The sequence below is a fragment of the Pseudomonas sp. FW305-3-2-15-E-TSA4 genome (assembly GCF_058787295.1).
Genome location: NZ_JBYSZP010000003.1, coordinates 206,018 through 228,036 on the forward strand (window position 1 = coordinate 206,018; position 22,019 = coordinate 228,036).

Annotated in this window: 18 protein-coding genes and 2 tRNA genes; 15 read left to right on the top strand and 5 right to left on the bottom strand. The window is 60.7% G+C overall.

The window, feature by feature from the left end:
• The first annotated feature begins 90 nt into the window (after positions 1–90).
• The 3 genes from orn to AC3WMV_RS05325 all read left to right on the top strand — a co-directional run bounded on the left by orn (position 91) and on the right by AC3WMV_RS05325 (position 2,650).
• Positions 91–633 (top strand): oligoribonuclease, encoded by a 543-nt coding sequence (gene orn, locus AC3WMV_RS05315; RefSeq protein ID WP_003221098.1) that lies wholly within the window; start codon positions 91–93, stop codon positions 631–633.
• A 204-nt stretch (positions 634–837) separates the two neighbouring features.
• On the top strand, positions 838–1,449 hold the full coding sequence (locus tag AC3WMV_RS05320; protein ID WP_003221099.1) for a trimeric intracellular cation channel family protein: 612 nt from the start codon (positions 838–840) through the stop codon (positions 1,447–1,449).
• 154 nt (positions 1,450–1,603) lie between these two features.
• Positions 1,604–2,650 (top strand): Fic family protein, encoded by a 1,047-nt coding sequence (locus AC3WMV_RS05325; protein ID WP_103368234.1) that lies wholly within the window; start codon positions 1,604–1,606, stop codon positions 2,648–2,650.
• A 2-nt stretch (positions 2,651–2,652) separates the two neighbouring features.
• Here the strand turns inward: AC3WMV_RS05325 and queG are convergent, their stop codons facing one another.
• On the bottom strand, positions 2,653–3,723 hold the full coding sequence (queG, locus tag AC3WMV_RS05330) for a tRNA epoxyqueuosine(34) reductase QueG (protein ID WP_097089863.1): 1,071 nt from the start codon (positions 3,721–3,723) through the stop codon (positions 2,653–2,655).
• Between the two features lie 63 nt (positions 3,724–3,786).
• Between queG and AC3WMV_RS05335 the strand changes: the two genes are divergently transcribed.
• The 12 genes from AC3WMV_RS05335 to AC3WMV_RS05390 all read left to right on the top strand — a co-directional run bounded on the left by AC3WMV_RS05335 (position 3,787) and on the right by AC3WMV_RS05390 (position 18,779).
• Entirely contained in the window at positions 3,787–5,286 is a 1,500-nt protein-coding gene (locus AC3WMV_RS05335; protein WP_103368235.1) for an NAD(P)H-hydrate dehydratase, read from the top strand.
• Entirely contained in the window at positions 5,274–5,744 is a 471-nt protein-coding gene (gene tsaE, locus AC3WMV_RS05340; RefSeq protein WP_098966932.1) for a tRNA (adenosine(37)-N6)-threonylcarbamoyltransferase complex ATPase subunit type 1 TsaE, read from the top strand. The genes AC3WMV_RS05335 and tsaE overlap by 13 nt, the downstream gene beginning before the upstream one ends.
• Positions 5,745–5,795: 51 nt before the next feature.
• On the top strand, positions 5,796–7,175 hold the full coding sequence (locus tag AC3WMV_RS05345) for an N-acetylmuramoyl-L-alanine amidase (protein ID WP_371260346.1): 1,380 nt from the start codon (positions 5,796–5,798) through the stop codon (positions 7,173–7,175).
• A gap of 5 nt (positions 7,176–7,180) precedes the next feature.
• On the top strand, positions 7,181–9,079 hold the full coding sequence (gene mutL / locus AC3WMV_RS05350) for a DNA mismatch repair endonuclease MutL (protein WP_178085243.1): 1,899 nt from the start codon (positions 7,181–7,183) through the stop codon (positions 9,077–9,079).
• The gene (gene miaA, locus AC3WMV_RS05355; protein ID WP_027611415.1) at positions 9,079–10,050 is read left to right on the top strand and encodes a tRNA (adenosine(37)-N6)-dimethylallyltransferase MiaA; all 972 of its coding nucleotides are present in this window, start codon (positions 9,079–9,081) and stop codon (positions 10,048–10,050) included. The genes mutL and miaA overlap by 1 nt, the downstream gene beginning before the upstream one ends.
• A 94-nt stretch (positions 10,051–10,144) precedes the next feature.
• Complete coding sequence (gene hfq / locus AC3WMV_RS05360; protein ID WP_003221112.1) at positions 10,145–10,405, top strand: RNA chaperone Hfq; 261 nt, start codon at positions 10,145–10,147, stop codon at positions 10,403–10,405.
• Positions 10,406–10,417: 12 nt separating this feature from the next.
• Positions 10,418–11,719, top strand: coding sequence for a ribosome rescue GTPase HflX (gene hflX / locus AC3WMV_RS05365; RefSeq protein ID WP_003221114.1), 1,302 nt, complete (start codon positions 10,418–10,420; stop codon positions 11,717–11,719).
• 96 nt (positions 11,720–11,815) lie between these two features.
• Positions 11,816–12,991, top strand: coding sequence for an FtsH protease activity modulator HflK (gene hflK / locus AC3WMV_RS05370; protein ID WP_103368237.1), 1,176 nt, complete (start codon positions 11,816–11,818; stop codon positions 12,989–12,991).
• Positions 12,991–13,860, top strand: coding sequence for a protease modulator HflC (gene hflC, locus AC3WMV_RS05375; protein WP_047600702.1), 870 nt, complete (start codon positions 12,991–12,993; stop codon positions 13,858–13,860). The genes hflK and hflC overlap by 1 nt, the downstream gene beginning before the upstream one ends.
• A 313-nt stretch (positions 13,861–14,173) precedes the next feature.
• The gene (locus AC3WMV_RS05380) at positions 14,174–15,361 is read left to right on the top strand and encodes an ATP phosphoribosyltransferase regulatory subunit (RefSeq protein WP_047600701.1); all 1,188 of its coding nucleotides are present in this window, start codon (positions 14,174–14,176) and stop codon (positions 15,359–15,361) included.
• Between the two features lie 54 nt (positions 15,362–15,415).
• Positions 15,416–16,705 (top strand): adenylosuccinate synthase, encoded by a 1,290-nt coding sequence (locus tag AC3WMV_RS05385; protein WP_003221122.1) that lies wholly within the window; start codon positions 15,416–15,418, stop codon positions 16,703–16,705.
• A gap of 139 nt (positions 16,706–16,844) precedes the next feature.
• The gene (locus tag AC3WMV_RS05390) at positions 16,845–18,779 is read left to right on the top strand and encodes a methyl-accepting chemotaxis protein (RefSeq protein WP_097089869.1); all 1,935 of its coding nucleotides are present in this window, start codon (positions 16,845–16,847) and stop codon (positions 18,777–18,779) included.
• A 100-nt stretch (positions 18,780–18,879) separates the two neighbouring features.
• Here the strand turns inward: AC3WMV_RS05390 and AC3WMV_RS05395 are convergent, their stop codons facing one another.
• From AC3WMV_RS05395 to AC3WMV_RS05410, 4 genes are all read right to left on the bottom strand, one after another.
• Complete coding sequence (locus AC3WMV_RS05395; RefSeq protein WP_103368238.1) at positions 18,880–20,445, bottom strand: ABC transporter permease; 1,566 nt, start codon at positions 20,443–20,445, stop codon at positions 18,880–18,882.
• Complete coding sequence (locus AC3WMV_RS05400; RefSeq protein WP_003221127.1) at positions 20,445–21,455, bottom strand: iron ABC transporter substrate-binding protein; 1,011 nt, start codon at positions 21,453–21,455, stop codon at positions 20,445–20,447. The genes AC3WMV_RS05395 and AC3WMV_RS05400 overlap by 1 nt, the downstream gene beginning before the upstream one ends.
• A gap of 203 nt (positions 21,456–21,658) precedes the next feature.
• A tRNA-Leu gene (locus tag AC3WMV_RS05405) sits at positions 21,659–21,745 on the bottom strand.
• A 180-nt stretch (positions 21,746–21,925) separates the two neighbouring features.
• Positions 21,926–22,012: transfer RNA gene (locus AC3WMV_RS05410), tRNA-Leu, on the bottom strand.
• Between the last annotated feature and the right edge of the window lie 7 nt (positions 22,013–22,019).

Here is a 22,019-nt window from a genome sequence, read left to right on the forward strand (position 1 = left end):
AATGCAGCGATTAGGTAAAACGGCCGCGAGTTTAGCACGCCCGGGCACCGGCCTAGGCTAAACTGCGCAGCATTGCCTAGGAGCCCGAATATGCAAAACCCGCAGAACCTGATCTGGATCGACCTGGAAATGACCGGTCTGGATCCGGAAAACGACGTCATCATCGAAATGGCCACCATCGTCACCGACAGTGACCTGAACACCCTGGCCGAAGGCCCGGTGATCGCCATTCACCACAGTGACGAAGTGCTCGCCCGCATGGACGAGTGGAACACCCGCACCCACGGCAACTCGGGCCTGACCCAGCGCGTGCGTGACAGCCGTATCAGCATGGCCGAGGCCGAGGCCGAAACCATCGCTTTCCTCGAGAAATGGGTACCGAAGGGCAAGTCGCCGATCTGCGGCAACAGCATCTGCCAGGATCGCCGCTTCCTTTATACCCACATGAAGGCGCTGGAAAGCTACTTTCACTACCGCAACCTCGACGTGTCGACACTCAAAGAGCTGGCCGCACGCTGGGCTCCGGACGTGCGCGACAGCTTCAAGAAGGGCAGCACCCACCTGGCGCTGGACGACATCCGCGAGTCGATCGCCGAGCTGCAGCACTACCGCAAGCATTTCATCAAGTTCTGATTGAGGGGTGTCTGCCCTGACGTCTTCGCGAGCAAGCCCGCTCCCACCATTTGGAATGCGTTCCCCCTGTGGGAGCGGGCTTGCTCGCGAAGAGGGCGTCAGAGTCCCGTAAGATTCAAGTCAGAAATGCATCCCGGAGCGCGCCCCCTTCTGGTGCGGCGCTGAAATGGCTAGACTGCGCGCCTTCCTGCCAGGACCGCCGCCATGTTGCTGATGCTCTATCTGATCGCCATTACCGCTGAAGCCATGACCGGCGCGCTGTCTGCCGGGCGGCGCGGCATGGACTGGTTCGGGGTGGTGTTGATCGCCTGCGTCACGGCATTGGGCGGCGGTTCGGTGCGCGATGTGTTACTCGGGCACTATCCGCTGACGTGGGTCAAGCACCCGGAATACCTGGTGCTGACTTCGGCCGCCGCGATGCTCACTGTATTCACCGCACGCTGGATGCGTCACCTGCGCTCATTGTTTCTGGTGCTCGATGCGGTCGGTCTGGTGGCGTTTACCCTGATCGGCTGCATGACCGCTCTGGAAATGGGCCACGGCATGCTGGTGGCCTCGGTCAGCGGTGTGATCACCGGCGTCTTCGGCGGCATCCTGCGCGACATCTTCTGCAACGACATCCCGCTGATCTTCCGCCGCGAACTGTACGCCAGCGTCTCGTTCGCCGCCGCGTGGTGCTACATGCTCTGCCTGTACCTGAATGTGCCGAGCGAACAGGCGATTCTGATTACCCTGTTCGGCGGTTTTCTGTTGCGGTTGCTGGCCATTCGTTTCCACTGGGAAATGCCCAAGTTCGTTTATAACGACGCACCTTGACGTCACGCTGGCGGGCGCGTGGAAATATTCTGTCGGGAATGTTGAATAGATGCTGCGCCTCTAAATAGGGTAAAAAATAAAGCCTAAAAGGGGTATTTTGTCATGAAATACCCTATTTAAGTCTTTTTACCTCATTTAGACGGCTGCCTGAATCATGCACTCACTCACCCCGGAATTTCTTGACGCCTTGCGCTTCGACGGTCTTCAGATTGCGACGCTTCGTGCATTGGGAGAGTTTCGGGGTAAGCAACAACTGTTCGTTGCTCAATCGCCGCAGGTCCTCCAAGGGCTTACGCAGATAGCCGTAATCGAATCCACGGAGTCATCTAACCGACTGGAGGGTGTAACTGTCGCGCCAGCGCGGCTGAAGTCACTGATGAGCAAAAACACTGATCCCAAGAGCCGATCCGAACAGGAAATTGCTGGCTATCGGGACGCACTGTCACTCATCCATGAATCTGCCGATGGGATGCCATTTGCCGAAGGTGTACTTAGACAATTACACAGTCTTCTTTACCGCTATCTACCTCAGGATGGTGGTGAATGGAAGGCGATGAACAACGACATCATCGAGCGTCATGCCGATGGTTCATCGCGGATTCGCTTCCAACCTGTTCCTGCTCATATGACCCCTATTGCGGTGACTGAAACCCTGGGGCATTACCACCGGGCGCTGGCATTGAATCTGGCTGACCCTTTGGTTTTAGTGCCGCTTACGGTCCTCGACTTCCTTTGCATACACCCCTTCTCTGACGGAAATGGTCGCGTCGCTCGTCTGCTGACATTGCTGCTGCTCTATCAATTTGATTACCGAGTCGGGCGATTTATCAGTCTTGAACGGATATTCGAGGAGTCAAAGGAGGGCTATTACGCAACACTCGAACTGAGTTCTCAGGGATGGCACGAGGGCACGCATGATGTTCGGCCATGGATGGATTATTTTTGGGGGGCATTGCTTAGAGCGTACAAAGAGTTCGAAGAGCGAGTGGGTACGATTGAGAAGCGTCGAGGGGGTAAAAGCGACCGAATCAGAGACGAAGCCTTGAAGCGAGTCCTCCCTTTTTCCATCTCGGAAATTGAAGAGTCCTGTCCGGGAGTCAGTCGCGATACAGTGCGCCTGGTTTTACGATCACTGAAAGCAGAAGGGCTGATTGAGCCGACAGGTAAGGGGCGCACAGCCAAGTGGAGAAAGCCGGCATAGCCTCAATTACGGCGTTCAGCGTGCTGTTTCAGCGCCCACTCAACATGTTCACGCACCAGCTCTGATGGGTAGTCACGGCGCGCCTTCAAGGCCTCCAGCACCGGAATACTCGATGGCGCGTTGCCCAGCCCGACTGCCAGATTGCGCAGCCAGCGCTCGTAACCGGCGCGGCGCAGCGGCGAACCCTCGGTGCTGCTGAGGAATTTGTCCTCGTCCCACATGAACAGCTCCGCCAGTTCGGCGTTGTCCAGGTTGTGCCGTGGCTTGAAATCGCTTTCCCCGGATGGCTTGGCGAAGCGGTTCCACGGGCAGACGATCTGGCAGTCGTCGCAGCCGAACACGCGGTTGCCGATCAGCGGGCGCAGGTCTTCGGGGATGGCGTTTTTCAGTTCGATGGTCAGGTACGAGATGCAGCGCCGGGCGTCCAGCACATAGGGGCCGACGAAGGCGTTGGTCGGGCAGATGTCCAGGCACGCCGTGCAGCGCCCGCAATGTTCGCTGCTGTGCGGTTCGTCCACCGGCAGCGGCAGATCGACAAACAGTTCGCTCAAGAAGAAATAACTGCCGGCCTTGCGGTTCAGTACCAAAGTGTTTTTGCCGATCCAGCCCAGCCCGGCCTGCTCGGCGATGGCTTTTTCCAGCACCGGGGCGCTATCGACGAAGGCGCGAAAACCGAACGGGCCGATCTCGGATTGAATCCTGTCAGCCAATTGCTGCACACGTTTACGGATCAATTTGTGGTAATCGCGGCCCAAGGCATAACGCGAAACATAGGCTTTCTCCGGTTGGGCGAGCATTTGCGCCATTTGCGTGTCGCCGGGCAGGTAGTCCATGCGCAGCGAAACCACGCGTAACGTACCCGGAACCAGTTGCTCCGGATGCGAGCGTTTGCTGCCGTGGGCGCCCATGTAATCCATTTCGCCGTGGTAACCGGCGGCGAGCCAGCGCTCCAGGTGCTGCTCATGCTCGGCCAGGTCCAGACCGCTGATGCCGACTTGCTGGAAGCCCAGCTCGCGGCCCCAATCCTTGATCGATTGGGCGAGGGCGGGCAGATCTGTGGTGATGGCGGACATGAGGCGAGAGAAACCGGAGCTGAGGTGCGTATAATTCTGCCAGACATCGGAGCCCGAAGACGCATGCCGCACACGAAAGATCAATTACCCGACGCGCTGTATGGCGCCGCACAGGTGCGAGCACTCGATGCGCGGCTGATCGCGGCGGGTACGCCGGGCTTCGAATTGATGCAGCGCGCCGCGCACGCGACCTGGCGTGCACTGGTACGGCAATGGCCGTCGGCGAGCGAAATGACTGTGCTTGCCGGGCATGGCAACAACGCCGGCGATGGTTTTCTGATCGCCACACTGGCGCACCGGGCCGGGTGGGCGGTGCGGGTGCTGGCCGTCGGTGATCCGCAACGTTTGCAGGGCGATGCAGCACAGGCTTATGCGCAGGCCATCAGCGATGGCGTCGCCGTGCAGAGCTGGGCTGCGCAAAGCGAGCTGCGCGGGGTGATTGTCGATGCCTTGCTCGGCACCGGGCTGGCCGGCGATGTACGTGAGCCGTATGCCGCTGCGATCAAGGCGATCAATGCCAGTGGCCTGCCGGTGGTGGCGGTGGATATTCCTTCCGGATTGTCTGCCGATACCGGACATGTCCTCGGCGTTGCGGTTCACGCTGACCTTACCGTGACTTTCATCGGCTTGAAGCTCGGCCTGTTCACCGGGGTGGCGGCGGATCAGGTCGGGGCGTTGGTGTTTAACGATCTGCAAGCCGCCGCCGACATTTACCGTGACATTCCTGTCAGCGCTCTGCGTCTCTCGGCGGCTAATCTTCCACGATTGGCCCCGCGTGCGCCCGCTGTACACAAAGGGCGCTTCGGGCACTTGCTGCTGATCGGCGGCGATCAGGGTTTTGGCGGGGCGATTCTGCTCAGTAGCGAAACGGCCTTGCGCAGTGGCGCCGGGATGGTGTCGCTGGCAACCCGTGCGGAACATGTCCCGGCAGCACTGACGCGGATGCCGGAAGTCATGGTGCTCGGCACGTCGTCGGCCAATCAGTTGATGGGGCTGCTGGAAAAGGTTTCGGTGCTGGTGGTTGGTCCGGGACTCGGACAGGCGAGTTGGGGGCGGGCACTGTTGTCCGCTGCCGCCAATGCGCCGCTGCCACAGGTGTGGGACGCCGACGCATTGAATCTGCTGGCGAGCGGGTTTGTCAGCCTGCCTGAGGATTGCGTGATCACCCCGCATCCGGGCGAGGCGGCGCGCCTGTTAGGGATCAGCACTGCCGAGGTGCAGGCAGATCGTCCGGCCGCCGCGCGGGCGTTGAGCAAAAAATACTCGGCCGTCGTCGTGCTCAAAGGCGCCGGCAGCTTGATCGCCCACCCCGATGGGCGTCTGGCGCTGTGTCATCAAGGCCATCCGGCCATGGCCACCGCCGGCCTGGGCGACGTACTCGCCGGCTTGACTGGCGCGTTGTTGGCCCAAGGCATGGATGGCTTCGATGCCGCGCGCCTGGCAGTCTGGCTGCACGCCAATGCCGGCGCGCAACAAGGTAAATTCGGCCGTGGACTGGCGGCCAGTGATCTGATTCCAGTCATTCGTCAGTTGTTGGAGGAGCATGCACCGTGTCTGAAGTAACCCTGTACCTGGCCGATGAACAGGCCATGAGCGACTTTGGCGCACGGATCGCCCGCATTACCCAGGGCCACGGCCTGATTTTCCTGGAAGGCAATTTGGGCATGGGCAAAACCACCCTGTCGCGGGGCATCATTCGTGGGTTGGGGCATGTCGGCGCGGTAAAAAGTCCGACCTTCACCTTGGTCGAACCCTACGAGATCGGTGATGTGCGCGCCTTCCACTTCGACCTGTATCGCCTGGTCGATCCGGAGGAGCTGGAGTTTCTCGGCATCCGCGACTATTTCGAAGACGATGCTCTGTGCCTGATCGAGTGGCCCGATAAAGGTGCAGGCTTTTTGCCAAAGCCTGACCTGACCATTACCATTAGTCCGCAAGACAGCGGGCGTTCGCTGAAAATTTTATCCCAGGGCTCGCGTGGCGAGGCCTGGTGTGCCGCTTTGGCATTGGAATCCAATTAAATGATGGGGTTAGGTATGCGCTTTCGCGCGTTGGTGGCTGCCGTTGGACTGATGTTGATGGCAGTGACCGTCAACGCTGTGGCCGAGACAAAGGTCAACAGCGTGCGCCTGTGGCGGGCGCCGGACAACACGCGACTGGTCTTCGACCTGAGCGGTCCGGTGCAGCACAGCGTCTTCACCCTGACCGCACCGGATCGGCTGGTGATCGACATCAATGGCGCCACCCTGGGGGCGCCGTTAAAGGTCTCGACTGCTAACACGCCGATCACCGCGATGCGCTCGGCCCAGCGCACGCCGACCGATCTGCGAGTGGTCATCGACCTGAAAAAAGCCGTCACCCCGAAAAGTTTCTCGCTGGCGCCGAACGCGCAATATGGCAACCGTCTGGTGGTCGACCTGTTCGACAACCCGGCCGATGCCGCGCCGCCGCCTGCGCCAACGCCATCGGTCGCCACCGTGCCGGCAGTGCCGGTGACACCGTCGGAACCGGCGATCAAGTTGCCACCGGCCCCGGCCGGCAAGCGCGACATCATTGTGGTGATCGACGCCGGTCACGGCGGCGAAGACCCGGGTGCGTCCGGCTCGCGCGGCCAGCGTGAGAAAGACGTGGTGCTGCAGATCGCCCGCGAGCTGCAGCGTCAGGTCAACGGCATGAAAGGTTTCCGCGCCGAGCTGACCCGTACCGGTGACTACTTCATCCCGTTGCGCGGCCGTACCGAAATTGCCCGCAAGAAGGGCGCCGACCTGTTTGTTTCGATCCATGCCGACGCTGCGCCGTCTGCGGCAGCCTTCGGTGCCTCGGTGTTTGCCCTGTCCGATCGCGGCGCGACATCCGAGACCGCCCGTTGGCTGGCCGACAGCGAAAACCGTTCCGACCTGATCGGTGGTGCCGGCAATGTCAGCCTCGACGACAAGGACCGCATGCTCGCCGGCGTACTGCTTGACCTGTCGATGACCGCATCGCTGACTTCCAGCCTCAACGTCGGCCAGAAAGTTCTGACCAACATCGGTCGCGTGACTCCGTTGCACAAGCAGCGCGTGGAGCAGGCCGGGTTCATGGTGTTGAAGTCGCCGGACATCCCGTCGATCCTCGTCGAAACCGGATTCATCTCCAACGCCAACGAAGCGAACAAGCTCTCGGCTTCAAGCCACCAGCAGGCGCTGGCGCGTTCGATCAGCAGCGGCGTGCGCCAGTTCTTCCAGCAGAATCCGCCACCGGGCACCTACATCGCCTGGCTGCGCGACTCCGGCAAGATCGCCCAAGGCCCGCGCGATCACCGCGTGAGCCCGGGCGAGACGCTGGCGATGATCGCCGTGCGTTATCAGGTGTCCCCCGCGACGCTGCGCAGTGCCAACAACCTCAGTAGCGATGAGCTGAAGATCGGCCAGCACCTGACCATTCCCGGCACCGAACTGGCGTCCAAAGAATGAATCAGGTGTTGAACGCCGCACGCATCGAACTGCTCAGCCCGCGGCTGGCGAACCAGATCGCCGCCGGCGAGGTGGTCGAGCGCCCGGCTTCGGTGATCAAGGAGTTGCTGGAAAACAGTCTCGACTCCGGTGCCAAACGCATCGATGTCGATGTCGAGCAAGGAGGCGTCAAGCTGCTGCGGGTGCGTGACGATGGCAGCGGCATTTCCGCCGACGACCTGCCGCTGGCGCTGGCGCGTCACGCCACCAGCAAGATTCGCAATCTCGAAGATCTGGAGCAGGTGATGAGCCTGGGCTTCCGTGGTGAAGCACTGGCGTCGATCAGCTCCGTGGCGCGCCTGACCCTGACCTCGCGCACACGCGATGCCGATCAGGCCTGGCAGGTCGAAACCGAAGGTCGCGACATGGCGCCTCGCGTTCAGCCGGCGGCGCATCCGGTCGGTACCTCGGTGGAAGTGCGCGACCTGTTTTTCAATACGCCGGCGCGGCGCAAGTTTCTCAAGACCGAAAAAACCGAATTCGATCACCTGCAAGAAGTGATCAAGCGTCTGGCGCTGGCGCGTTTCGACGTGGCCTTCCATCTGCGCCACAACGGCAAGACCATCCTCAGCCTGCACGAGGCCTACGATGATGCAGCCCGCGCTCGGCGTGTGGCGGCGATCTGTGGTTCGGGCTTCCTCGAACAGGCGCTGCCGATCGAGATCGAGCGCAATGGCCTGCACTTGTGGGGCTGGGTCGGGTTGCCGACCTTCAACCGCAGCCAGGCGGACTTGCAGTATTTCTTCGTAAACGGCCGTGCGGTACGCGACAAACTGGTGGCCCACGCGGTGCGTCAGGCTTATCGCGATGTGCTGTTCAACGGTCGTCATCCGACCTTCGCGCTGTTTTTCGAAGTCGATCCGGCGGCGGTGGACGTCAACGTGCACCCGACCAAGCACGAAGTGCGCTTCCGTGACGGACGTATGGTGCATGACTTCCTTTACGGCACATTGCACCGCGCGTTGGGCGATGTGCGTCCGGAAGATCAACTGGCCGGCTCTGTCACCACAGCCGTGGTGCGTCCAACCGGTATCGAGGCCGGTGAATTCGGCCCGCAGGGCGAAATGCGTCTGGCGGCCAACGCGCTGCTGGAACAGCCGCAGGCGCAACCGGTGTTCAACACCTCGTCGGGCGCCAGCGCTGGCGGCGCTTATCAGTATCAGTACACGCCGCGTCCGCAGTCGGCTGTGCCGGCCGCCGAGGCACAAGCTGCTTACCGCGAGTTCTTCGCACCGTTGCCGGAAGCGAATGCCAACGCGCTGCCAGCCGGCCAGGAAGACATTCCGCCGCTCGGTTACGCGCTGGCGCAACTCAAGGGCATCTACATTCTCTCCGAGAATGCTCAGGGTTTGGTGCTGGTGGACATGCATGCCGCGCACGAGCGGATCATGTACGAACGCCTGAAAATCGCCATGGCCAGCGAAGGTCTCAGCGGCCAGCCGCTGCTGGTGCCGGAGTCGCTGGCGGTCAGTCAGCGAGAGGCCGATTGCGCTGAAGAGCACGCTGCATGGTTCCAGAAACTGGGCTTCGAGCTGCAGCGTCTGGGCCCGGAAACATTGGCGATCCGGCAGATTCCGGCGCTGCTCAAGCAGGCCGAGGCCAATCGGCTGGTGGGTGACGTGCTGTCGGACCTGATGGAATACGGCACCAGCGACCGGATTCAGGCACACCTGAACGAACTGCTCGGGACCATGGCCTGCCACGGCGCGATCCGTGCCAACCGGCGCCTGGCTTTGCCGGAAATGAACGGCCTGCTGCGCGACATGGAAAACACCGAGCGCAGCGGACAATGCAACCATGGCCGACCGACCTGGACCCAACTGGGCCTGGACGATCTGGACAAACTGTTCCTGCGCGGTCGTTGATGAGCCAGCTTCCTCCAGCGATTTTTCTGATGGGCCCGACCGCTGCGGGCAAGACCGACCTGGCCATCGAGCTGACCAAGGTGCTGCCGTGCGAGCTGATCAGCGTCGACTCGGCGCTGGTCTATCGCGGCATGGACATCGGCACCGCCAAACCTTCCAAAGAATTGCTGGCCGAATTTCCGCATCGGTTGATCGACATTCTTGATCCGGCCGAGGCCTATTCGGCTGCGGATTTCCGCCGCGATGCCCTGCAAGCCATGGCTGAAATCACCGCACGCGGGAAAATTCCGCTGCTGGTTGGCGGCACCATGCTCTATTACAAGGCGTTGGTTGATGGCCTGGCGGACATGCCGGCGGCGGATCCCGAGGTCCGTGCGCAGATCGAAGAAGAGGCTGCACGCCTTGGCTGGCAAGCCCTGCACGATCAACTGGCGATCATCGATCCGGTGTCGGCAGCACGCATTCATCCGAACGATCCGCAGCGCCTGAGTCGGGCGCTGGAGGTTTATCGGGTCAGCGGTCAGAGCATGACTGCCCTGCGTCAGCAACAATCTGCGCAAAGTACTGAAGCAGCCGCTTCGGGACGGCAACAATTGCCCTATACTGTCGCGAACTTGGCCATTGCTCCGGCAAATCGTCAGGTACTGCATGAGCGCATTAAACAAAGATTCACAAATATGCTGGAACAGGGGTTCATCGACGAGGTCGTAGCCCTGCGTAAAAGAAGTGACCTGCATTCCGGGTTGCCGTCTATACGTGCGGTAGGCTACCGCCAAGTCTGGGACTACCTGGATGGCAAGCTGTCGTTAGCTGAAATGCAGGAACGCGGCATCATTGCCACGCGTCAATTGGCCAAGCGCCAGTTCACCTGGCTGCGCAGCTGGGAAGAACTGCACTGGCTGGACAGTCTTGATTGCGACAATCTGCCACGCGCCTTGAAATACCTTGGGACCATCTCCATATTGAGCTGAGTCCTTGCAATTGCCGTCTATCCTTGGGGGTGTGGCGGCCAAAGCCATCTGAATTACCTATTTTTATTATTGAATCCTTAAAGGAGTGCGGCACATGTCAAAAGGGCATTCGCTACAAGACCCTTACTTGAATACTTTACGTAAAGAGAAAGTTGGGGTTTCCATCTACCTGGTCAACGGTATCAAACTGCAAGGCACGATCGAGTCGTTCGACCAGTTCGTTATCCTGCTGAAAAACACCGTCAGCCAGATGGTTTACAAACACGCTATCTCGACAGTCGTGCCAGTACGTCCAATTCGTCTGCCTAGCGCAACCGAATCCGATGCAGGTGACGCTGAGCCAGGTAACGCCTGATAGGAGTCTCCTTTGTTCTTTGAGCGCCACGGTGGTGGTGAGCGAGTCATCCTCGTTCACTTGGAAGGTCAGGACCCTGAGGCGCGCGAAGATCCGCAGGAGTTTCAGGAATTGGCTAATTCGGCGGGCGCCGAGACCGTTGCGTTTTTTAACGTACCGCGTCATCGGCCAACCGCCAAATTCCTGATTGGCAGCGGCAAGGTCGAGGAATTACGCGACCTGGTCCATGCCGAAAAGGCCGATCTGGTGATTTTCAATCACATTCTCACGCCCAGTCAGGAGCGTAACCTCGAACGTGTTTTCGAGTGTCGCGTGATCGACCGTACCGGCCTGATTCTCGATATCTTCGCCCAGCGCGCCCGTACCCATGAAGGCAAGCTCCAGGTAGAACTGGCCCAGCTTGATCACATGAGCACCCGCCTGGTCCGCGGCTGGACTCACCTTGAGCGTCAGGGTGGCGGTATCGGCATGCGTGGCCCGGGCGAAACCCAGCTCGAAACCGACCGGCGTCTGCTGCGGGTTCGTCTGCGTCAGATCAAGGGTCGTCTGGAAAAAGTGCGCAGCCAGCGCGAGCAATCGCGTCGCGGCCGCTCTCGTGCGGATATCCCTACCGTGTCTCTGGTGGGCTATACCAACGCCGGCAAATCCACGCTGTTCAATAACGTGACCAAGTCCGAGGTGTACGCAGCCGACCAGTTGTTCGCCACGCTGGACCCGACCCTGCGCCGTCTGGAACTGGACGACCTGGGGCCGATCGTTCTGGCTGACACGGTAGGGTTCATTCGGCACTTGCCGCACAAGCTGGTCGAGGCATTTCGGTCTACGCTCGAAGAGTCGAGCAATTCCGACCTGCTGTTGCACGTAATCGATGCGGCCGAGCCGGATCGCATGTTGCAGATCGAGCAGGTGATGGTGGTACTGGGCGAGATCGGAGCCCAGGACTTGCCGATCCTCGAGGTATACAACAAACTCGATTTGCTTGAAGGCGTGGAGCCACAGATCCAGCGCGATGCCGATGGCAAACCGCAACGGGTCTGGCTGTCAGCGCGTGATGGCACGGGGCTGGAATTGCTTGAGCAAGCCATTGCCGAATTGCTGGGCAGTGATTTGTTCGTGGGCACATTGCGCTTGCCGCAACGGTTCGCTCGACTGCGTGCGCAGTTCTTCGAACTCGGTGCGGTACAGAAAGAAGAGCATGACGAAGAAGGCATCTGCCTGCTGGCCGTTCGTTTGCCCCGGGTCGAGTTGAATCGACTGGTAAGCCGCGAAGGATTGCAGCCGATGGAATTCATCGAGCAACACACTTTGCAATAAAAGCCTGGCAAAGCGGTTGTGCCGCAACGGCAGGCATTCTGTAGCATTGGTCGGCGCGCCGTGGGTGCGTCTTTGCTTTATCAGATGGAGAGCGCTATGGCTTGGAATGAGCCGGGTGGCAACTCGAATAATCAGGATCCTTGGGGTGGCAAGCGCCGCAATAACGGCGACCGCAAGGGGCCACCGGATCTCGACGAGGCCTTCCGAAAGCTGCAGGAAAGCCTGAACGGGTTGTTCGGTGGTGGTAAGAAACGCGGTGGTGATGACGGCGGTGGTTCGGGCAGGAGTGGTGGCGGCTTCGGCGGTCTGCTCGGCATCGGCCTTGTCGTGCTGGCGGCTGTCTGGCTGTACAGCGCGGTCTATGTGGTCGACGAGCAGGAGCAAGCCGTGGTGCTGCGCTTCGGCAAGTACTACGAGACGGTCGGTCCCGGCCTGAACATCTATTTCCCGCCGATCGACAAGAAGTACATGGAGAACGTCACGCGTGAGCGTGCCTACACCAAGCAGGGCCAGATGCTGACCGAAGACGAGAACATCGTCGAAGTGCCGCTGACCGTGCAGTACAAGATCAGCAACCTGCAGGACTTCGTGCTGAACGTCGATCAGCCGGAAATCAGCCTGCAGCATGCGACCGACAGCGCCCTGCGCCACGTGGTGGGTTCAACCGCCATGGACCAGGTGCTGACCGAAGGTCGTGAACTGATGGCCAGCGAAATCAAGGAGCGTCTGCAACGTTTCCTCGATACCTATCGTACTGGTATCACCGTCACTCAGGTCAACGTACAGAGCGCAGCGGCACCGCGTGAAGTGCAGGAAGCCTTTGACGACGTGATCCGCGCCCGTGAAGACGAGCAGCGTTCGCGCAACCAAGCGGAAACCTACGCCAACGGCGTAGTGCCGGAAGCTCGTGGTCAGGCCCAGCGTATCCTCGAGGATGCCAACGGTTACCGCGACGAAACGGTCTCGCGCGCCAAGGGTGAGGCTGATCGCTTTACCAAACTGGTCGCCGAGTATCGCAAGGCGCCTGAAGTCACCCGCCAGCGTCTGTATCTGGACACCATGCAGGAAGTCTTCAGTAATACCAGCAAGGTACTCGTAACCGGCAACAAGGACGGCCAGAGCAACCTGCTTTACCTGCCGTTGGACAAAATGATCCAGAACAGTTCGGGCGGCAATGCACCGGTTACCGGTTCGGCCGCCGCCAGCAACAACACGGACGTCACGCCGCATGTCTCTGACGTGCCGCAGACACGTACAAGGGAGACCCGCTGATGAGCAATAAATCGCTGATCGCCCTGATCGTAGGCGTCGTCGTGGTACTGGTGGGCTGGAACTGCTTCTATATCGTGGCTCAGACCGAGCGTGCGGTGCTGCTGCAATTCGGTCGTGTGGTTCAGGCCGATGTTCAGCCAGGCCTGCATGTGAAAGTGCCTTACGTTAACCAGGTGCGTAAATTCGACGCACGTCTGATGACGCTGGATGCACCGACACAGCGCTTCCTGACCCTGGAAAAGAAAGCCGTGATGGTCGATGCCTACGCCAAGTGGCGGGTGAAAGATGCCGAGCGTTTCTACACCGCGACGTCCGGCCTCAAGCAGATCGCCGACGAGCGTCTGTCCCGTCGTCTGGAGTCCGGTCTGCGTGACCAGTTCGGCAAGCGCACCCTGCACGAAGTCGTGTCGGGTGAACGTGATGCGCTGATGGCTGACATCACCGCATCGCTGAACAAGATGGCGGAAAAAGAGCTGGGGATCGAAGTGGTCGATGTCCGGGTCAAAACCATCGATCTGCCGAAAGAAGTGAACCGCAGCGTGTTCGAGCGTATGAGCACCGAGCGTGAGCGTGAAGCTCGCGAGCATCGCGCCAAGGGTAACGAGCTGGCTGAAGGCATCCGTGCCGACGCCGATCGTCAACGCCGCGTGCTGCTGGCTGAAGCCTATCGTGAATCCGAAGAGATTCGCGGTGACGGCGATGCCCAGGCCGCTGCGATCTACTCCAAGGCCTACGGTCAGGACCAGGAGTTCTACGGTTTCTACCGAAGCCTGCGTGCCTACCGTGAAAGCTTCGCGAACAAATCCGACGTCATGGTTCTCGACCCAAGCAGCGACTTCTTCCGTTACCTGGAAAAGTCCAAGCCTTGATACGACGTTGACCTGAATCATTCCGCCCGGCGGCTAAAACCTCGGGCGGGGTGATCCTTTGGGAAAACGTGTGTATGATGCGGCAGCCGGGAAATTCCCGGCTTTTTTGCGTCTGCACGTTTGATTGCTGTTTTTTGTTGCAGGCATCGGGTTGAATGGCCCGAGCGTTTTTCGAGGAAAGTGATGGGCGAAGCCGGTAACAGGCCTTTCGCCGCGTCGTTCATGCGCGTGCGTTTTGAACGGATCGGTCATTTTCTGCTTCACTCAAGGCTCGCCCGCAGGCTGGCCGCCCGGATCAAAGGGGAATGGCGTAATGGCAACGGTAGACCGCTGGCTGCTGCCAGATGGCATCGAAGAAGTACTGCCACCGGAAGCGGCGCGCATTGAAGTCGCGCGTCGTCAGGTGTTGGATCTGTTCCAGAGCTGGGGTTACGAGTTTGTCGTGACTCCCCATATCGAGTACCTGGAATCCCTGCTGACCGGTGCGGGCCAGGACCTGGATCTGCGTACCTTCAAGGTCATCGACCCGCAGTCGGGTCGGCAGATGGGGTTCCGTGCCGACATCACGCCGCAAGTGGCGCGCATCGATGCGCATACCCTGCGTCGCGAAGGTCCGAGCCGTCTGTGCTACGCCGGCAGCGTGCTGCATGCCCAGCCGCGTGCACTGTCGTCCTCGCGCAGCCCGATTCAGCTGGGTGCCGAGCTGTACGGCGATGCCAGCCCGAGCAGCGACGTTGAAGTGATCAGCCTGATGCTCGCCATGCTGCAACTGGCCGATGTGCCGGATGTACACATGGACCTTGGCCATGTCGGCATCTACCGTGGTCTGGCGCGCGCCGCCGGTCTGTCCGGTGAAGTCGAGCAGCAGTTGTTCGATGCGTTGCAACGCAAGGCCATCGACGAGGTCATTACCTTGACCGAAGGCCTGCCGGCCGATCTGTCCGGCATGCTGCGGGCGCTGGTCGATCTGTGTGGCGGACGTGAAGTACTGAGTGCGGCCCGTGAGCGTCTGGCCAATGCACCGGCGCCGGTGCTGGCGGCGCTGGAAGATTTGCTGGAGATCGCCGATCGTCTGGCGACGCGTTTCCCGGAGTTGCCGCTGTACTTCGACCTGGGCGAGCTGCGCGGCTACCACTACCACACCGGTGTGGTGTTCGCGGTGTTTGTCCCGGGCGTGGGCCAGTCCATCGCTCAGGGCGGTCGTTACGACGACATCGGCGCCGACTTCGGTCGTGCCCGTCCGGCGACCGGTTTCTCTACCGATTTGAAAACCCTGGTGACCCTGGGGCGTGCTGAGATCGAGCTACCGTCTGGCGGTATCTGGATGCCTGACAGTACGGATGCGGCACTCTGGCAGCAGGTTTGCCAGTTGCGCAGTGAGGGTCAGCGTGTCGTTCAGGCATTGCCTGGACAACCTTTGGCCGCCGCCCGTGATGCGGACTGCGACCGGCAATTGATTCAGCAGAACGGGCTTTGGCAAGTATCGCCACTGGCTTCTTGAGTTTTCCTGCCGGCCATCGCCGGCACCAAGTTTGCGCGAATGAGGACAAGTGTTATGGGTAAGAATGTCGTAGTCCTGGGCACCCAATGGGGTGATGAGGGCAAAGGCAAGATCGTTGATCTGCTGACCGAACATGCTGCCGCCGTAGTGCGCTACCAAGGTGGCCACAACGCTGGCCACACCCTGGTGATCGACGGCGAGAAAACCGTCTTGCACCTGATCCCGTCGGGCGTGCTGCGCGAAGGCGTGCAGTGCCTGATCGGCAACGGCGTGGTGGTTGCACCTGACGCCCTGCTGCGTGAGATCACCAAGCTGGAAGAGAAAGGCGTACCGGTGCGCGAGCGCCTGCGTATCAGCCCGTCCTGCCCGCTGATCCTGTCCTTCCACGTGGCGCTGGACCAGGCCCGTGAAAAAGCCCGTGGCGAGCTGAAGATCGGTACTACCGGTCGCGGCATCGGCCCGGCTTACGAAGACAAGGTTGCACGTCGTGGCCTGCGCGTGGGCGATCTGCTGAACATGCCGCGTTTCGAAGACAAGCTGCGTGAGCTGGTGGATTACCACAACTTCATGCTGGTCGGTTACTACAAAGAGCCGGCCATCGAGTTCGAAAAGACCCTGGCCGAGTGCAAGGAATACGCCGAGCTGCTCAAGCCGCTGATGCTCGACGTGACTGCCGAGCTGCATGACCTGCGTCGCGCCGGCAAAGACATCATGTTCGAAGGCGCTCAGGGTTCGTTGCTCGACATCGACCACGGTACCTACCCGTACGTGACCAGTTCCAACACCACCGCAGGTGGCGTGGCGACCGGTTCGGGCGTTGGCCCGATGTTCCTCGACTACATCCTGGGCATCACCAAGGCTTACACCACTCGCGTCGGTTCGGGTCCATTCCCGACTGAGCTGTTCGACGACGTGGGTGCGCATCTGGCCAAGCAAGGTCACGAGTTCGGCGCGACCACCGGCCGTGCCCGTCGTTGCGGCTGGTTCGACGCCGTCATCCTGCGTCGCGCTATCGATGTGAACAGCATCTCGGGCATCTGCCTGACCAAGCTGGACGTACTCGATGGTCTGGAAACCATCAACATCTGCACCGGCTACAAGGACGCGCAAGGCAATGCCGTGGCGCCGACCGACGCTGACAGCTACGTGGGCCTGCAGCCTGTGTACGAAGAAGTGCCGGGCTGGACCGAATCGACCGTGGGTGCCAAAACCCTGGAAGAGCTGCCAGCTAACGCTCGTGCCTACATCAAACGCGTTGAAGAGTTGATCGGCGCGCCGATCGACATTATTTCGACGGGCCCGGATCGCAACGAAACCATCGTTCTGCGTCATCCGTTCGCTTGATAAGTCGTTGATGTAAAAAACAAAGGCCCCTTAATCGGGGCCTTTGTCGTTTATGCCTGTTGGACGGCATGACCTTTGCTGTAAATCTTCCTACAAGAGTGCCATCAAATTAATGGCGTCAGAAGTAGAGGGATTCACAGTGTCGGCCGTTCTCTCACTGTTACAAAGCCGTTTGTTGCGGCCCGTGTTCGTTACCCTTGGTATCGCCCTTTTGGTGCAAGTGCTGGTGGCAGTCGCCCTGACACGAAGCACGGTCACGGCGCTGGAAGCCGATCTCGGCGCTCGTCTGGGCGCTGACAGCCAAAAGCTCTCCGGCGAACTGGAGCAGGCCGGGCGCGAGGTCACCTCAAGCCTCGATAACCTTTCCTCAAGTACCCGGCAGCGCCTGACCGCCGGCCTGTCTTCCCGTCTGAAGGAAGAGCAGGCGCAACTGCGTACGACACTGGAAAAAGATCTCAAGGACTCGGCCAATGACATGGCTCAGTTGCTCGCCTCGGTGGCGCCGCGCGCCATGTGGGACAGCGACGTGCCGACCCTGTCCGAATTTGCTCGTCGCGCCCAGCGCAATCCCAACGTGTTGTTCGTGGTTTACGACGATGCCACCGGACAGCACCTGACGCGTTATCTCAACCGCGAAAACCCGATCAACAAGGCCTTGCTGGAAAAGGGCCAGGGCGAACGCGCGCTGGATAAAGTGCTGGACGCGGCGAAAAACGATCCGTCGGTCTACTACCTCGAGGCCTCGATCAATCCCAACGGCGTGGAAATCGGCAAGGTGCTGATGGGCGTATCGACGGCTTCGGTGGACACCGATCTGGCGGCGCTCGACCAGCGCTTCTCGGCGCTGATCGCCAGCAGCGATCAACTGGTCGGCGACAGTCTCAAGGGTGCCGCTGCCGATAGCGCGACGGCAATGCAGGCGCGTCTGCAGTCGGCGCAATCCACCGCGACCGAGATGAAAGCCAATACCAGCAGCACCGTGCAGGAAGCCGCCGCGACCTTGCGCTGGCGCATCGGCATGGGCCTGGCACTCGTCGGTTGCGGCGTGCTGCTGTTGCTGGCGGTGGTGCTGGGGCACCGGGTGGTCAATCGCTTGAAGATGCTCAACGCGGCGATGGACGATCTGGCGGCAGGCGAGGGCGACCTGACCAAGCGCGTGCAGATCAACAGCAAGGACGAGATCGGCGACATGGCCTCGGCAGTCAATCGCTTTGTGGATAAGTTGCAGCCGATCGTGCGCGAGGCGGGCGACGTGGCCCAGCGTACCGGTGTGGAAATCGGCGCCATGACCCTGCGCAATGCCGGTGCCGACGCAGCGGCCGGGATGCAGCGTGACGAAGTGGCGGAAAGCCTGCGCGCGCTGTCGCAAATGGCTGACGAGGCGCAATCGGAAAGCCATGCCATGCAGGCGGCGTTGAAGCAGGTGGTGGATATTCGTCAGGCCACCGATGAAAACACTCGTACCTCGGCGAAAGTCGGCAGCCTGATCGAGGCGCTGGCAGGACAGGTCGACACCGGGGCGAAAGTCATCGAGCGGCTGGCGCAACAAAGTGAACAGATTGAAGTGGTGCTGACGGTGATTCACGGCATAGCCGAGCAGACCAACTTGCTGGCCTTGAATGCGGCGATCGAAGCGGCGCGGGCCGGTGAGACCGGCCGCGGTTTTGCCGTGGTCGCGGACGAGGTGCGCGCCTTGGCGAGCAAGACGCAAAGCTCGACCGGCGACATTCAGGCGCACATCGTCGCGTTGCAGCAGGGCGCGCGTGAGGCGGTAGAAGCGATTGGTCAGGCGGGGCGTCAGGCCAGCGAAGGTTTGCTGGTGTTGCGCGACAGCGCACGGTTGCAGCAGTCAGTGCAGGCCTCGGTCGAGCAGGTGCACGCGGCAATCGGTCTGGCGACGCAGGCAGCGGCGCATCAGGCGCAGGGCGCGCAGGCAGTGCGCGGACGGGTCGAAACGATTCATGCCCAGGCCGAAAAAGCGGCGCAGGCGGTGGTGGAAACCACGGCCAGTGGCAAGGTACTGGATGGGCTGGCGGCGCAGCTGAAGGCCAGTCTGGGGCAGTTCAGGGCCTGATGTTTCCCCCTTCGCGAGCAGGCTCGCTCCCACATTCGATCGCATTCCTCTGGTGGGGCTCGGTCAAGCTGTGGGAGCGGGCTTGCTCGCGAAGGCGATTTCAGCGGCTCAGATACATCCGCGTCGTCAGCAGATACACCGGCAACCCCGACACCACAATCAACAACGCCGCATAAGGCGCTGCCGCCGCGAACTCGACATTTGCCGTATGTGCCCAGACCTCGGTCGCCAGCGTGTTCAGCCCGGTCGGACTGAGCAGCAGCGTCGCCGTCAATTCCTTCATCGCATCCAGAAACACCAGCGCAAACGCCGCACCCAGTGCCGGGAAGATGATCGGCAGGGTCACCCGGCAAAACGCGGTGAATGACGATGCCCCCAACGTGCGTGCCGCTTCTTCCAGCTGCGGCGCAGCCTTGTTCAGTGCCGTGCGAATCGGCGCCTGTGCCAATGGCAGGAACAGCAGCGCATAAGCGATCAGCAGCAATGCCGAGGTCTGGTACAGCGCCGGCACGTAGTGCAGGGCGAAATACACCAGTGTCAGCGCGATCACTAGGCCCGGCAAGGCGTGGAGCAGATACGGCAAGCGTTCGGCCCAGATCGCCAGTTGACCCTTGTAACGCACCACCAGCAGCCCGACCGGCACCGCCAGCAGCAAGCACAGCGCTGCGCCACCGAGCGACAAGGCCAGCGAAGACAGCAGGGCTTCGGTGATCGCCGCGACCGGGAAGGCTGCCGATGAGCCCACCGCCAGCCAGTACGCGAGCATGCCCAGCGGAATCCCGCTGCCGACAATCGCCAGCAACAGGCAATACAACTGACCGGCAACCGCCCACGGCCCCAGCCGCACTTGCTCGGCCTGACGCGCTGCGCCCTGGCCGGTGCGCACATGGCGACCCTTGCCGCGTACACGCAGCTCCAGCCACAACAGCATCAGACATAGCGCGAGCAGCACCGCCGAAAGCATCGCTGCATTGGCGTTGCTGAATTCCAGTTCGAATTGCTGGTAGATCGCGGTGGTGAAAGTTTGCAGGCCGATGATCGACAGCGCGCCGAACTCGACCAGCATGTGCAGGGCAATCAGCAGCGAACCGGCCAGCAGCGACGGCCAGAGCAGCGGCAGGGTGACGCGGAAGAACACACCCCAGCGATTCTGTCCCAAGGTGCGGGCGGATTCTTCAAGGGACGGATCGAGGTTGCGCAGGGTCGCCGCGACCGGCAGAAAGATCAGCGGATACTTCGACAGGCTCATCACCAGAATCGCCCCGCCGAGGCCTTCGAACTGCGCGCTCAACGACACCCAGGTGAAGCTGCTGACAAACGCCGGCACCGCAAACGGCAGGCACAGAATCACCCCCCACAGGCGTCGTCCGAGCAGATTGCTGCGCTCCAGCAGCCACGCCAGTGACAGGCCGATCACGCCGCAAGTCAGCGTTACGCCGACCATCAACGCCAGGGTGTTGCGCAGCAGACCGAATACATAAGGGCGCCACAACAGGTGCAGCGCTTCGGCCCAGCCGGCCTGCCAGGCTTTCAGGCCGACATAGGCCAGAGGCAACAGGCTCATGACCACCAGCAATAAGACCGGCAGCACCAGCCAGATTGACGGCCGCTTGCGTCGTGGTACGAAACCCCCGCGCGCGGCGGGGGCGGATAACGATGTGGCCATCAGTTCAGGCCAACTTCACGTTCCAGGTCCAAGGCTTCTTCGGCGTTGCCCAGATCGGCCGGGGTCACGTTTGGCGCTTGCAGTTCGCTGAACGGCTTGAGCCCGCGATCCGATTCCATACCTTTGTGCAGCGGGTATTCGGCGGTGGTCTGAGTGATCACGCGCTGGCCTTCCTCACTGGCCATGTAGGCAAGGAATTGCTGGGCTTCTTTTGGATGTTTGCTGGATTTCAGCACGGCAGCGCTAGATACAGTGATCAGTCCGCCGACGTCGCCGCCGGTGAAGTAATGCAGTTTCGAGTCGAGTTTGCCTTTTTCGCGTTGCAGGGCGAACCAGTAGTAGTTGTTCACCAGCACGGTGGCGACTTCGCCGTTTTCCACGGCTTTGAGCGCGACCATGTTGTTGCTGTAGGTCTTGCCGAAAGCGCGCAGGCCGGTCAGCCATTCTTCGGCGGCGTCGCGACCGTGCATCTTGATGATCGCCACGGCCTGTTCCTGAAATGCGCCGCTGGTCGGGACGAAGCCGACTTTGCCTTGCCACTTCGGATCGGAGAATTCCATCACCGACTTCGGCAGGTCTTTCTCATCGACCAGTTTCGGGTTGTAGGCAACCACGCGAACCCGCGCGGTGACACCGATCCAGGTGCCGTTGCCGGCGACGTATTGCTTGGGCAGCACCGCCAGCGTGGCGTCGTCAGTCTTGGCCAGCAGGCCTTGCTCGCCGAGGTTGTTCAGCGGAGGAGATTCTTCGGTGTAGATCACGTCGGCGGGGGAACGGTCGCCTTCTTCGATGACCTGGCTGGCGAGCTGGTTGCTGCTGCCCTTGCGTACGTTGACGTGAATGCCGGTCTTGGCCTCGAAAGCCTTGGCGATCGCATCGCCGACTTCCTTGTGTTGACCGTTGTAGAGCGTCAGGGAAACCGCATCGGCTGCCTGGGTGAGGGGAGTGGCGAGTGCCAGGCCGAGCAGGGTGAAGGTCAAGCCGCGGCGCAGGGTATTTCGAAACATCATTCGCAGGGTTCCTCACTGTCGCATTGCAAAAACTTGCAACAATGATAAACGATATTGTTTCTCAAGTGCGCCTTGCGGGTCGGTTGAGTGTTTGCTAGAGGCTGGTCGCCACAAGGTCTTGCAGGTTTTCAAACGCCAGAAACACAAAAACCCGCTTTCGCGGGTTTTTTGGGAAACTCAACGTCGTAACCTTGAGTTTGAATTGGTGCCCAGAAGAAGACTCGAACTTCCACGACCGTAAGGTCACCAGCACCTGAAGCTGGCGTGTCTACCAATTTCACCATCTGGGCATTCATCGCGAGCGTTGCCGCTGTTGATGTGGCGCACTATACGGAGCGCTTTTTGATCTGTAAACCCCTGATTTAATTTTAATTAATCAGTTTTAACAAACCCGTTCCTTAGAATGCAAAAAACCCGCTTTCGCGGGTTTTGTGTGAGCCTTGAAACTGATCTAGTCTCAAACTCGAAATTGGTGCCCAGGAGAAGACTCGAACTTCCACGACCGTAAGGTCACCAGCACCTGAAGCTGGCGTGTCTACCAATTTCACCACCTGGGCATCTCGT

Coding starts and splice junctions, on each gene's coding strand:
- orn (WP_003221098.1), top strand. CDS start 91: ATGCAAAACCCGCAGAACCTGATCTGGATCGACCTGGAAATGACCGGT.
- AC3WMV_RS05320 (WP_003221099.1), top strand. CDS start 838: ATGTTGCTGATGCTCTATCTGATCGCCATTACCGCTGAAGCCATGACC.
- AC3WMV_RS05325 (WP_103368234.1), top strand. CDS start 1,604: ATGCACTCACTCACCCCGGAATTTCTTGACGCCTTGCGCTTCGACGGT.
- queG (WP_097089863.1), bottom strand. CDS start 3,723: ATGTCCGCCATCACCACAGATCTGCCCGCCCTCGCCCAATCGATCAAG.
- AC3WMV_RS05335 (WP_103368235.1), top strand. CDS start 3,787: ATGCCGCACACGAAAGATCAATTACCCGACGCGCTGTATGGCGCCGCA.
- AC3WMV_RS05345 (WP_371260346.1), top strand. CDS start 5,796: ATGTTGATGGCAGTGACCGTCAACGCTGTGGCCGAGACAAAGGTCAAC.
- miaA (WP_027611415.1), top strand. CDS start 9,079: ATGAGCCAGCTTCCTCCAGCGATTTTTCTGATGGGCCCGACCGCTGCG.
- hfq (WP_003221112.1), top strand. CDS start 10,145: ATGTCAAAAGGGCATTCGCTACAAGACCCTTACTTGAATACTTTACGT.
- hflK (WP_103368237.1), top strand. CDS start 11,816: ATGGCTTGGAATGAGCCGGGTGGCAACTCGAATAATCAGGATCCTTGG.
- hflC (WP_047600702.1), top strand. CDS start 12,991: ATGAGCAATAAATCGCTGATCGCCCTGATCGTAGGCGTCGTCGTGGTA.
- AC3WMV_RS05380 (WP_047600701.1), top strand. CDS start 14,174: ATGGCAACGGTAGACCGCTGGCTGCTGCCAGATGGCATCGAAGAAGTA.
- AC3WMV_RS05385 (WP_003221122.1), top strand. CDS start 15,416: ATGGGTAAGAATGTCGTAGTCCTGGGCACCCAATGGGGTGATGAGGGC.
- AC3WMV_RS05395 (WP_103368238.1), bottom strand. CDS start 20,445: ATGGCCACATCGTTATCCGCCCCCGCCGCGCGCGGGGGTTTCGTACCA.
- AC3WMV_RS05400 (WP_003221127.1), bottom strand. CDS start 21,455: ATGATGTTTCGAAATACCCTGCGCCGCGGCTTGACCTTCACCCTGCTC.